Below are 11,932 nucleotides of genomic sequence, written 5' to 3' on the forward strand. Positions count from 1 at the left end.
TCCCCATGAGCGACATGACGGCGCGGTTCGCCGAGATCGTCGGCCGGCACAACCTGCTGACCGGGGACGCCATCCCCGAGGACTACTGGCACGACGAGGTGTTGACCAAGCCGCCGCAACGGCCCGCCTACGTCGCCAAACCGACTAGCGCGGAAGCGGTTTCGCAGCTGCTGAAGGCCGCCTCGGATAACAACGTGCCGGTGACCGCCCGCGGGTCCGGAACCGGCCTGTCGGGCGCGGCCATCCCACGGTCCGACGGGCTGCTGATCTCCTTCGAGCGCATGAACGCCGTCCTCGAGGTCGACACCACCAACCAGGTCGCCGTCGTCCAGCCCGGGGTCACGCTCACCGAACTGGACGCCGCGACCGCCGACACCGGCCTGCGCTACATGGTCCACCCGGGCGAGCTGTCGTCGAGCGTCGGCGGCAACGTCGGCACCAACGCCGGCGGCATGAACGCGGTCAAGTACGGCATCGCCCGCCAGAACGTGCTCGGGCTGCAGGCGGCGCTGCCGACCGGCGAACTCATCCGCACCGGCGGCAAGATCGCCAAGATCTCCACCGGCTACGACCTCACCCAGCTCATCGTCGGCTCCGAGGGCACCCTGGCCCTGGCCACCGAGGTGACCGTCAAGCTGCACCCGCGGCTCGACCACAACGCCGCGGTGCTCGCCCCGTTCGCCGACTTCGACCAGGTCATGGCGGCGGTCCCGAAGATCGTGGGAAGCGGCCTGGCCCCTTACATCCTGGAGTACATCGACAACGTGACGATGGCCGCGCTCGTGCACACCCAGAACCTGGAGCTGGGCGTCCCCGACAATGTGCGCGACAGCTGTGACGCGTATCTGGTTGTGGCGCTGGAGAACCGGACTGCCGCGCGGCTCGACGAGGACGTTGAGAAGGCCGGCGAGCTGCTGGCCGAGCTGGGTGCCGTGGACGCCTATGTGCTGGAAGGCGGCTCGGCGCGCAAGCTGATCGAGGCGCGCGAGAAGGCGTTCTGGACGCTCAAGGCCGTCGGCGCCGACGACCTGATCGACACCGTGGTGCCGCGCGGCGCGATGCCCAAGTTCCTGTCCGCCGCGCGCGGCCTGGCGGCGGCCGCGGGCGGCGCGGCGGCGGGCTGCGGGCACGCCGGCGACGGCAACGTGCACCTGGCCATCTTCTGCCAGGACCCCGACACCCGCAAGAAGTTGATGACCGACATCTTCGCGCTGGCAATGGAATTGGGCGGCGCCATCTCCGGCGAACACGGCCTGGGCCGCGCCAAGACCCCGTACTACCTCGAGCTGGAAGACCCGGTCAAGGTCGACCTGATGCGCCGCATCAAACGCAGCTTCGACCCCGCGGGCATCCTCAACCCCGACGTCCTCTTCGCGGGAGCCTAACCGATCACCGGGAAGCGGCGTTGGGCGGCAAGGTCTTTGAGCCCCTTGCGCATCACCCAGCGCACGTGCGCGTCGATCCGCTTGACGTCGTGGGCGTCGGCGAGCTTGGCGATGTCGATGGGCGGCAACACCTCGGTGACGATCTTGGTGGGCAGCGGCATGTTCACCGGCGCGACGACGCTGAGCCCGAACGGGAAGCCGATGGAGATCGGCATGATGTCGGTGCGGAAGAGCTTGCGCTCCAGCTTGCTCAGCCCGAGCGCACGCGCCAGCCACCGCCCGCGGCTCAGGAACAACTGGGTTTCCTGCCCGCCGATGGAGACGGCCGGAACGACGGGCACGCCGGCCTCCAAAGCCGTGGTGACGTAGCCGGTTCGCCCGTCGAAGTCGATGGTGTTCTCCCGCAGCGTCGACCGGTAGACGTCGAAGTCGCCGCCCGGGTAGACCAGCACGACGCCGCCGGCGCCCAGGGCCTTGGCGGCGTTCGCGCGCGTCGCCCGGATCACTCCCGTGCGCCGGAAGAAGTCGCCGGCGGGCCCGGCGAAGATGGTGTCGAAGCCCAGGGCATACAGCGGGCGGTCGTAGCCGTACGCGTCGTAATAGTCGACGGCGAACACCGACAGGTCGAACGTCGTGAGGCCGCCGGAATGATTCCCCACCACCAGCGACGGTCCCGGCGGAATGTTGTCCAGGCCGCGCACCTCGGAGCGGAAGTAGTGCTTGACGATCGGGCGGGTCAGCGCGATGACGTGCTCGGTCAGACCGCGGTCCCATTTGTCGACGTCGGTCGAGTCGGTGTGGGTGTGGCTCATGCGTTCCTCGCTCACCGTTGAGCGTGAGCTGATGCTACGCCCGCCGGATCGGGCGCGACGCCGGTTTTGAGGCTCGGATTGGCGCCGGCCGACTCACATCCCGAAGTGGGTGCCACGCACCCAGCCGATGCGGAACAACCCGGCGGGCGGACCGGAGCGGATCCGCACGACGAGGCGCGCAAAGTCGTTGCCGCGGGCCAACTCCACCCGGCGCCGCTCGGCGAACCGTCGGAAGGAGCCGGGCAGCACGATGCACGGTCCGGCCAACGGGTCGCGTTCGCGCGACACCAGGTGGGCGGCGAGGTCGTGCGTCGTCCAGCCGCCGAGCAGGGTCGGCGCCGAGGGCCCGAGCTCGTCGAAGAGACCGCAGAGCGCAAGCCGCTCCCGCGTGTCCAGCGGCGGCCGGGACATCCGTCCAGGCTAACCCCAAAGCCTAAGCGGCGGAGTCGGAATCCTCGCCGGGGATCTCGGTGGCGTCGCTGTGGGCGGGGGTGCTGGATTCGGCGTGTTCGGCCAGCCAGCGTTCGGCGTCGATGGCTGCCGAGCAGCCGCTGCCGGCGGCGGTGATGGCCTGGCGGTAGGTGCGGTCGACCAGGTCCCCGGCGGCGAACACCCCCTCGATCGAGGTGGCCGTGGTGCGGCCCTGCACCAGCACATACCCGTCGGGATCGGTGTCGAGGACCTCACGCACCAGCTCCGAGCGCGGGTCGTGACCGATCGCCACGAACACCCCCGTGACCGCCAGGGTGGATTCCTGCCCGGTCACGGTGTCACGCACCCGCAACCCGTTGACGGTCTCCGAACCCTCCACCCCCAGCACCGCCTTGTTGGTCACGATGGTGATCTTGTCATTGGCCCGGGCCCGCTCGAGCATGATGCGCGAGGCCCGGAACTCCTCGCGGCGATGCACCAGGGTCACGCTGCGCGCAAACCGGGTCAAAAACGTGGCCTCCTCCATCGCCGAGTCCCCACCACCGATCACCGCGATGTCCTGATCCCGAAAGAAGAACCCGTCACAGGTGGCACACGAGCTCACCCCGCGCCCCAGCAACTCCTGCTCCCCGGGCACCCCCAGATAGCGCGCCGCCGCACCCATGGCCAAGATCACCGCCCGCGCCCGCACGGTCCGGCCCTCGGCCGTGGTCACCGACTTCACCGGCCCCTGCAGCGACACCGACTCCACGTCTTCCATCCGCAAATCGGCCCCGAACCGCAGCGCCTGCTCACGCATCTGATCCATCAACTCCGGGCCGGTGATGCCCTCACGAAAACCGGGGAAATTCTCCACCTCGGTCGTGGTCATCAACGCCCCACCAAACGACGTCCCCTCGAACACCACCGGCGCCAACTGCGCCCGCGCCGCATACAACGCCGCGGTATACCCGGCAGGACCCGAACCAATGACGATCACGTCGTGCACAGTCATAACAACCTTTCAGCCAGTGTCGACTCGGGCCCACCCTAACCGCTCTTTGCTGAAAGTCTCATGTGAACGGCGGCGCGATCCCCGTTAGAAGCCATGGAATTTAGCGCGCGGCACCGCGAGAAATGCTGGCGCACAACGCGTCTCATAATCGATGGCGACTAAGTTTGCTAAACAACCCGAGATTACCAATCTTGGCAAAGCGGGAATCTCAATGGCGGGTAAGGCATTTAAAACGTGAAGCGGAGCACACAACCAACGGTTGTGTGCTCACAACCTCTGCACCTCTACTACTGTCGCCGGGGGCAATGCACCATGAAATCGTGGCCCGTGGGTCCGACGTTGCACCCACGGGAAACCGGAACAACTTCACCGTCGACACCAGCGGTCCAGCAGCCCAGCCCAAAAGCGCGCCGGCCGCCGACGTCGAGCCTCGGCCGCCAGCCGGCACAGCAGGCCAGCTTTGTTCGCGAAGGAGAACACCATATGACCACAGCACCTCCCGCCAAGACCCGCAACGAGGGCCAGTGGGCGCTGGGCAATCGCGAACCGCTCAACGACACCGAACAGATCAAGCACGATGACGGCCCGCTGAACGTGCGCGACCGAATCATCAACAAGTACGCCAAAGAAGGCTTCGAGAGCATCGAGAAGTCCGATCTGCGTATGCGGTTCAAGTGGATGGGCCTCTACACCCAGCGCGAGGAGGGCTACGACGGCAGCTGGACCGGCGACGAGAACATCGACAAGCTCGAAGCGAAGTACTTCATGATGCGGGTGCGGTCCGACGGCAAGCCGATGTCGGCGCAGACGGTCCGCGTCCTGGGCCAGGTTTCCTCCGAGTTCGCCCGTGACACCGCCGACATCGGCGACCGGGAGAACGTCCAGTTCCACTGGCTCAAGATCGAGGACATCCCCGAGGTGTGGCGCCGGCTGGACACTGTCGGCCTGACCAGCATCGAAGCCTGCGGCGACTGCCCCCGCGGCATCCACGGCAGCCCGCTGGCCGGCGACTCCGTCGACGAGGTGCTCGACCCCTCCCCGGCGATCGACGAGATCATCCGCCGGTTCATGAACAACCCCGACTACGCCAACCTGCCGCGCAAGTACAAGACCGCGATCTCGGGGCTGCAGGACGTCTCCCACGAGACCCACGATGTCGCGTTCGTCGGCGTCAACCACCCCGAGCACGGGCCCGGCATGGACCTGTGGGTGGGCGGCGGCCTGTCGACCAACCCGATGATGGCGCAGCGGGTCGGCGTCTGGGTGCCGCTGGACGAGGTGCCCGACGTGTGGGAAGCGGTCACCAAGGTGTTCCGCGACTACGGCTACCGGCGGATGCGCGCCAAGGCCCGGATCAAGTTCCTGGTCAAGGACTGGGGCGTGCAGAAGTTCCGCGAGGTCATGGAGAACGAGTACCTCGGCCGCAAGATGATCGACGGCCCGGCGCCCGAACCGGCCAAGCACCCGATCGACCACGTGGGCGTGCAGAAGATCAAGAACGGCCTGAACGCCGTCGGCGTCGCCGCGATCGCCGGCCGCGTCTCGGGCACCACCCTGCAGGCGGTGGCCGACCTGATGGAGCAGGTCGGCTCCGACCGGGCCCGGTTCAGCCCCTTCCAGAAGCTGATCATCCTCGACGTGCCCGACGACAAGGTCGATTACCTGGTCACCGAGCTGGACAAGCTGGGCCTGCCGTCGAACCCGTCGAACTGGCGCAAGAGCACGATGGGGTGCACCGGCATCGAGTTCTGCAAGCTGTCGTTCGCCGAAACCCGGGTTCGCGCACAGAGTTTGGTTCCCGAGCTGGAAGAGCGACTGGCCGACGTCAACGACGACCTCGACGTGCCGATCAGCGTGCACCTGAACGGTTGCCCGAACTCGTGTGCCCGAATCCAGGTGGCCGACATCGGGTTCAAGGGCCAGTGGATCGACAACGGCGACGGGACGTCGGTGGAGGGCTTCCAGGTCCACCTGGGTGGCGGCCTCGGCGAGGAGAGCGGCTTCGGTCGAAAGCTGCGCCAGCACAAGGTCACCAGCGCCGAGCTGGGCGACTACATCGACCGGGTCACGCGAAAGTTCTTGGAACAACGCGAGAGCGGCGAGCGTTTCGCCAACTGGGCGCTGCGCGCCGACGAAGCCGACCTGCGTTAGGAGCTGAGGACCACTCATGGTGGCGATGAACTTCACCAGCGAGCAATTGCGTCAGATCGCGCAGCGCGGCGCGGCCGAACTCGAGGGCGCCAGCGCCGACGAGATCCTGCGCTGGACCGACGAACAATTCGGCGGCGCCGACGCGCCCCGCGGGTGGGCCAACTGCAAATGGGTGGTGGCCTGCAACATGCAGGACGCGGTGACGGTGTCGCTGGCGTCCAACATCCGGCCCGGCGTGCCGGTGCTGTTCCTGGACACCGGCTACCACTTTGCCGAAACCCTCGGCACCCGCGACGCGGTCGAATCCGTCTACGACATCCACCTGCTCAACGTCAAGCCGGAGCACACGGTGGAGGAGCAGGACGCGCTGCTGGGCAAGGACCTGTTCGCCCGCGAGCCCAACGAGTGCTGCCGCCTGCGTAAGGTCGTCCCCTTGAAGAAGGCGCTCAACGGCTACGCGGCCTGGGTCACCGGGCTGCGCCGGGTGGAGTCGCCGACCCGCGCCGACGCCCCGCTGATCAGCTTCGACGAGTCGTTCGGGCTGGTGAAGGTCAACCCGATCGCCGCGTGGACCGACGAGGACGAGCAGGACTACATCGACAAGAACGGCGTGCTGATCAACCCGCTCGTCGAGGAGGGCTACCCGTCCATCGGCTGCGCGCCGTGCACGCGGAAGCCCGCCCCCGGCGAGGACCCGCGCAGCGGCCGCTGGGCGGGCCGCAACAAGACCGAATGCGGGCTGCACGCCTCATGAGCACCCTCGTCCTCACCGCGCACGGCAGCCGCGATCCGCGCTCGGGCGCCAACGCCCGGGCCGTCGCCGAGCGGCTGCGCGGGATGCGGCCCGGCCTCGACGTGCGCCTGGCGTTCCTGGAGCTCAGCGCGCCCAACTTCGCCGACGTGCTGTCCGGGCTGCCGGACAAGCGCGACGCGGTGGTCACCCCGCTGCTGCTGGCCAGCGCCTACCACGCCCGCCGCGACATCCCCGGCCAGATCGCGCGCGCCGGGGCCTACGGCATCCGGCAGGCCGACGTCCTGGGCGAAGACGACCGGCTGCTGGCCGTCCTGCGTGACCGGCTCGGTGAGGTCGGGGTCTCCCCGCTCGACGACGAGGTCGGGGTGATGGTGGTCGCGATCGGGTCGTCGAACACCGACGCCAACGCGCGCACCGCCCGGGTCGCCGCCCGCCTGTCCGCCGGGACCCGGTGGGCCGGCACCGCGATGGCGTTCGCCACCCGGCCCGAGGCGTCGGTCGAAGACACCGCCGCCCGGCTGCGCGCCCGCGGCGCGCGCCGGCTGGTCATCGCACCGTGGTTCCTGGCGCCGGGGCTCATCACCGACGGCGTGTCAACCTATGCGCGGGACAACGGGATTGCGATGGCGCCCCCGCTGGGCGCGCATCGTCTGGTCGCCGAGACCGTCCTGGACCGCTTCGACGAGGCGCTCGCCGACCACGCCGCCGCCTAGCGTTTCGATGTGCGACTGCTGATGTGGCTCAGCATGTCCCGGATCGCCCCCGCGGGCGGTGTGCGCCCGCCGACCCAGATGGCGCGAAACTTGCGCCGCAGGTCCACTTCTCGGACGCTGACCGCCTGCAGCCGCCCGACGGCCAGGTCGTCGGCCACCGCCAGGCGGCTCATCGCCGCCGGCCCCGCGCCGGCCAGCACGGCGGCGCGCATCGCCGCCGCCGACGTCAACTCCAGCACGGGCGGCGCCTGCTGCATGTCCTCGCCCAGCACCCGGCGCAGCGCCACCGTCAGCGAATCGCGGATGCCCGAATGGGGTTCGCGCGCCACCAGGGGTGTTTCGGCCAGCTCCCGGGCCGTCACCACCCGCCCGCGCCGGGCCCACTTGTGCCCCGGCGGCACCACGATGACCAACTCGTCGTGGCCCACCACGCAGCTGCCCAATCCCTTGGGCTGGCCGGGGTTTTCGACGAAGCCCAGGTCGACGGCGCCCTCGCGCACCGCGGCGATGGCCTGCTCGCTGTTGGTGGCGGTCAGGGTCACGTGCGGTGCGGCGCCCCCGCGCCGCGCCGCCTCGGTCTGCAGGGACAGCAACCAGTGCGGCATCAGCTGTTCGGAAATCGTCTGGCTGGCAGCCACCCTGATGCGTTCGCGGCCCTCCTTGCGCAAACCGCCGAGCCCCGCGTCGATCTCGGTGGCGACCTCGAGCAGGCGGCCGGCCCACTCCGCCACGATCAGCCCCGCGGGCGTCAATTCCGAACCGCGCGTTGTCCGCACGGCCAGCGTGACGCCGACCTGGGCCTCCATCGCGGCGAGTCGCCGCGACACGGCCTGCTGGGTGATGCCGAGCTCGCGGGCGGCGCGCCCGAGGCTGCCCGTCTCGGCGATCGCCAAAAACGCCTCGAACGAGGCGAGTTCGGGCATGCGGGGGCTGAGGGGCATGGGTGGTCAGTCACAATCGGTAGGCGTGACACAACCATAGCTTGTGACTCCACAACAGGGGAACCTCTACTCGCCTTGCGGTCGCCCGAGCACCATGGGAGACATGACCCGCACAGCCCAATACCACGTCGCGATCGTGGGTTCCGGCCCCTCGGGATTCTTCGCGGCCGCGTCACTGCTGAAGGCCGCCGACGCCGGCGAGTTCGGCGTCGCGGTCGACATGCTCGAGATGCTGCCCACCCCTTGGGGGCTGGTGCGCTCGGGCGTGGCGCCCGATCACCCGAAGATCAAATCGGTCAGCCAGCAGTTCGAGAAGACCGCCGAGGACCCCCGCTTCCGCTTCTTCGGCAACATCAAGGTGGGCGAGCAAGTCTCGGCCACCGAACTCGCCGAGCGCTATGACGCGGTGATCTACGCGGTCGGCGCCCAGTCCGACCGCCCCCTGAATATCCCCGGCGAAGATCTACCCGGCAGCGTCGCCGCGGTGGACTTCGTCGGGTGGTACAACGCACACCCGCACTTCCACGAAATGGCTCCCGACCTTTCGTGTGCCCGTGCGGTCGTGGTGGGCAACGGCAACGTGGCCGTCGACGTCGCCCGCATGCTGGTGACCGATCCCGACGTGCTCGCCCAGACCGACATCGCCGACCACGCGCTGGAAACGTTGCGGCCCTGCGGCGTCAGGGAAGTGCTCCTCGCGGGTCGTCGCGGCCCGCTGGAAGCCGCGTTCACGACCGTCGAGTTGCGCGAGCTCGGCGAGCTCGACGGGGTCGACGTCGTGGTCGACCCGGCCGACCTGGAAAACATCAGCGATGAGGACGCGGCCGCCGCGGGCAAGATCACCAAGAACAACATCAAGATCCTGCGCGACTACGCCGGCCGCCCCCACAATCCCGACAACCGGCGAATCGTGTTGCGGTTCTTCACCTCTCCGATCGAGATCAAGGGTGGCGACAAGGTCGAAAGCATCGTGCTCGGCCGCAACGAGTTGGTCACCGACCCCACCGGCCGGATGGTGGCCAAAGACACCGGCGCACGCGAGGAATTGCCCGTCCAGTTGGTGGTCCGCTCGGTCGGCTATCGCGGGGTGGCCATCCCGGGGTTGGCGTTCGACGACAAGTCCGGCACCATTCCCCACACCGCCGGTCGGATCGAGGGGAGCCGCAACGAATACGTGGCCGGCTGGATCAAGCGCGGCCCCTCCGGGGTCATCGGCACCAACAAGAAGTGCTCCCAGGAAACCGTGGACACCGTCCTCAGCGACCTCGCCGGCCAGGAGTCGGTGCGCGGCAGCGATTATGCTGACGAACTCGCACAGTGGCTGACGTCGCGGCAGCCCCACCTGATCACCGCCGCGCACTGGCAAGCCATCGACCGTTTCGAAAGAGAAGCCGGTGAACCGCACGGACGCCCCCGCGCCAAAGTCGCCAGCCTGACAGAGCTACTGCGGATCGCCCACAGCCAAATGGAAGGACAACTTTCATGACCTACGTCATCGCCGAACCCTGCGTCGACATCAAGGACAAGGCGTGCATCGAGGAATGCCCCGTCGACTGCATCTACGAGGGCGAACGGATGCTCTACATCCACCCCGACGAGTGCGTCGACTGCGGCGCCTGCGAGCCTGTGTGCCCCGTCGAGTCCATCTACTACGAAGATGACCTGCCGGCCGAATACAGCCAGTACACGCAGTTCAACGCGGACTTCTTCGCCGAGCTGGGCTCCCCCGGCGGCGCGTCGAAGGTCGGGCTGACCGAAAACGACCCCGCCGCGGTGAAGGCCCTGGAAAGCCGGGCCGAGGCGACTTAAGGCCCTTTCGGCGCGCGCTGCATCGGCGTCCAGTGGAATTGGCGGCTTTAGCCGCCGTGAGTCCGGGCACTCCCCTAGAGCCCGACCAATTCCACGAGGAGACACCGATGTCTTTTGTCACCACCCAACCCGAGGCGTTGCTCTACGCCGCGGGCAAGCTCGAGACCCTCGGCTCCGCGCTGGCCGCCGAAAGCGCGGCGGCGGCGCCCCCGACCACGGCGATAGCTCCCGCGGCCGCCGACGAGATCTCGGCCTTGCAGGCGGCGCTGTTCACCGCCTACGGCGAGCTGTACCAGTCGGTCAACGCCCAGGCCGCGAACGTGCACCAACAATTCGTGCGCACGCTCAACACCAGCGCGGGCTCCTACCAGGCCACCGAGACCGCCAATACCGCCGCCACGGCGCTGCCCTACGCGGCCCCCGCCGCCGCGCCCCAGCAGGCGGCGGTGCCGGGCAGCGGCCTGGCCAACATCGCCGACGTCGGGGCCGGCAACTTCGGCTCGGCGACGTCGGACCTGCTCGCCATGGCGGGCGGCGGCCTGCTCATCAGGCCCGACGCGATGACGGGCCCGCCGTCGGCCGCCCTGGCCGGCACCACCCTGACGGACTCGGTGCAGCCCGTCGCGGGCGCGGCGGCCCCGCCGCGGCCCCGATGGTGTCGGGTCCCGGGCAGGCGGCCCTGATCGGCCGCCTCTCGGTGCCCCCCAGCTGGGCGGCGGGGGCCGGTGCGGCGGCCGCGCCTACCCCGGCGCCGACGTTGGCCGGCTGGACGACCCCCGCGCCCCAGGGCCCGACCGTGACCGGCGTGCCGGCCGGCCTGCCCGCGGTGGCGACCGCCGGAAAGGGCGGCGGGCTCGGCGCGCCGCGCTACGGCGTGAAGCCCACCGTGATGGCCCGCCCGGCCGTCGTCTGACGCCGGAAATTTCTTAGGATTGAGCGGAAAGGACTGCAGGACATGGATTTCGGCGCACTACCCCCAGAAGTCAATTCGGCACGCATGTACGCGGGCGCCGGCGCGGGCCCGATGATGGCCGCCGCGGCCGCCTGGAACACCCTGGCCGCCGAGCTGAACACCACCGCGGCGGGCTACGAGTCGGTGGTCGCGGAACTCACCGGCGAACAGTGGATGGGTCCCGCGTCGGCGTCGGCGGCCGCCGCGGCCCAGCCCTTCATCACGTGGCTCAACACCACCGCCGCGCAGGCCCAGCACGCCGCCGCGCAGGCCACCGCCTCGGCAGCGGCCTTCGAAGCGGCATACGCGATGACGGTTCCCCCACCGGTGGTCGCCGCCAACCGGGCGCAGCTGGCAGCGCTGGTCGCGACCAACTTCCTCGGCGTCAACACACCGGCGATCATGGAGACCGAGGCGCACTACGGCGAGATGTGGGCGCAGGACGCGGCCGCGATGTACGGCTACGCCGCCTCGTCGGCGGTCGCCGGAAAGATGACCCCGATGACGCCGCCGGCATCGCTGACCAACCCCGGCGGGCTGGCCGGCCAGGCCGCCGCGGTCGCCGGGGCCAACGCCGCCACCAACACGCAGGCAGGGCTGATGCGCACCATCACCGCCGCACCCAACGCGGCGGCGCAGCTCGCGGCCCCGCTGCAGGCGGCCGGTGGCGACTTCTTCAGCATCCCGCTGGTGTCGAACAGCATCAACGGGGTGGTGAACACCGCGGCTTGGTTTTCCATGGAAACCATCCCGACCGCGGTGTTGCTGGGCCACACCGTCAACGGCGTGCCGTCGCTCTTCCTCGGCACCGCCGGCCCCTTCGTCGGCCCCACGCTCGCGGGGTCGGTGGCGCAGGCCGGATCGACGGGGGCGAGCCAGGCGACCGTGCTGGCCGGCGCGGGTCAGGCGTCCACGGTGGGTCGCCTCTCGGTTCCGGCCGCCTGGTCGGCGGCCACCCCGGCGGTCGACCCCGCCGCTTCGGCGACGGC

At 69.4% G+C, this 11,932-nt stretch carries 11 protein-coding genes and 1 pseudogene; 8 read left to right on the forward strand and 4 right to left on the reverse strand.

Translation table 11 applies throughout. The features are described 5' to 3' along the window. Positions 1-5 precede the first annotated feature (5 nt). A complete protein-coding gene (locus tag HMPREF0591_RS22515; RefSeq protein ID WP_007170982.1) occupies positions 6-1,385 on the forward strand; it encodes an FAD-binding oxidoreductase in 1,380 nt (459 codons plus the stop codon). Here HMPREF0591_RS22515 and HMPREF0591_RS22520 read toward each other — a convergent pair. The 3 genes from HMPREF0591_RS22520 to trxB all read right to left on the reverse strand — a co-directional run bounded on the left by HMPREF0591_RS22520 (position 1,382) and on the right by trxB (position 3,623). Beyond that, positions 1,382-2,197, reverse strand: a complete 816-nt coding sequence (locus HMPREF0591_RS22520; RefSeq protein WP_007170983.1) for a lysophospholipid acyltransferase family protein — start codon at positions 2,195-2,197, stop codon at positions 1,382-1,384. The genes HMPREF0591_RS22515 and HMPREF0591_RS22520 overlap by 4 nt on opposite strands. 93 nt (positions 2,198-2,290) lie before the next feature. Then, complete coding sequence (locus HMPREF0591_RS22525; RefSeq protein WP_007170984.1) at positions 2,291-2,608, reverse strand: maleylpyruvate isomerase family mycothiol-dependent enzyme; 318 nt, start codon at positions 2,606-2,608, stop codon at positions 2,291-2,293. 22 nt (positions 2,609-2,630) lie between these two features. Further along, positions 2,631-3,623 carry a thioredoxin-disulfide reductase gene (gene trxB, locus HMPREF0591_RS22530; protein ID WP_007170985.1) on the reverse strand — a complete coding sequence of 331 codons (993 nt, stop codon included), beginning with the start codon at positions 3,621-3,623 and terminating at the stop codon, positions 2,631-2,633. A gap of 483 nt (positions 3,624-4,106) precedes the next feature. Between trxB and HMPREF0591_RS22535 the strand changes: the two genes are divergently transcribed. Genes HMPREF0591_RS22535 through HMPREF0591_RS22545 form a run of 3 tightly spaced genes read left to right on the forward strand, consistent with a single transcriptional unit; the run spans position 4,107 to position 7,241 of the window. Continuing rightward, on the forward strand, positions 4,107-5,774 hold the full coding sequence (locus HMPREF0591_RS22535; protein WP_007170986.1) for a nitrite/sulfite reductase: 1,668 nt from the start codon (positions 4,107-4,109) through the stop codon (positions 5,772-5,774). Positions 5,775-5,790: 16 nt separating this feature from the next. Continuing rightward, positions 5,791-6,528, forward strand: coding sequence for a phosphoadenylyl-sulfate reductase (locus tag HMPREF0591_RS22540; protein WP_007170987.1), 738 nt, complete (start codon positions 5,791-5,793; stop codon positions 6,526-6,528). Further along, on the forward strand, positions 6,525-7,241 hold the full coding sequence (locus tag HMPREF0591_RS22545) for a sirohydrochlorin chelatase (protein WP_040623643.1): 717 nt from the start codon (positions 6,525-6,527) through the stop codon (positions 7,239-7,241). Before HMPREF0591_RS22540 ends, HMPREF0591_RS22545 begins: the two co-directional genes overlap by 4 nt. Here the strand turns inward: HMPREF0591_RS22545 and HMPREF0591_RS22550 are convergent. Beyond that, positions 7,238-8,182 carry a LysR family transcriptional regulator gene (locus HMPREF0591_RS22550; protein WP_007170989.1) on the reverse strand — a complete coding sequence of 315 codons (945 nt, stop codon included), beginning with the start codon at positions 8,180-8,182 and terminating at the stop codon, positions 7,238-7,240. The genes HMPREF0591_RS22545 and HMPREF0591_RS22550 overlap by 4 nt on opposite strands. Positions 8,183-8,285: 103 nt before the next feature. On the opposite strand from HMPREF0591_RS22550, the gene HMPREF0591_RS22555 reads away from it, so the two are divergent. The 4 genes and pseudogenes from HMPREF0591_RS22555 to HMPREF0591_RS22570 all read left to right on the forward strand — a co-directional run. Then, the gene (locus HMPREF0591_RS22555; protein WP_040623644.1) at positions 8,286-9,668 is read left to right on the forward strand and encodes an FAD-dependent oxidoreductase; all 1,383 of its coding nucleotides are present in this window, start codon (positions 8,286-8,288) and stop codon (positions 9,666-9,668) included. Next, positions 9,665-9,991 carry a ferredoxin gene (gene fdxA, locus HMPREF0591_RS22560; RefSeq protein WP_007170991.1) on the forward strand — a complete coding sequence of 109 codons (327 nt, stop codon included), beginning with the start codon at positions 9,665-9,667 and terminating at the stop codon, positions 9,989-9,991. The genes HMPREF0591_RS22555 and fdxA overlap by 4 nt, the downstream gene beginning before the upstream one ends. A 107-nt stretch (positions 9,992-10,098) precedes the next feature. Continuing rightward, positions 10,099-10,904, forward strand: a pseudogene (locus tag HMPREF0591_RS34475) (PPE family protein, SVP subgroup). 42 nt (positions 10,905-10,946) lie between these two features. Continuing rightward, positions 10,947-11,932: PPE family protein (locus tag HMPREF0591_RS22570; RefSeq protein ID WP_007170994.1), on the forward strand; the 986-nt coding region annotated here is incomplete at its 3' end.

The sequence above is a fragment of the Mycobacterium parascrofulaceum ATCC BAA-614 genome (assembly GCF_000164135.1).
Classification (GTDB): Bacteria; Actinomycetota; Actinomycetes; order Mycobacteriales; family Mycobacteriaceae; genus Mycobacterium; species Mycobacterium parascrofulaceum.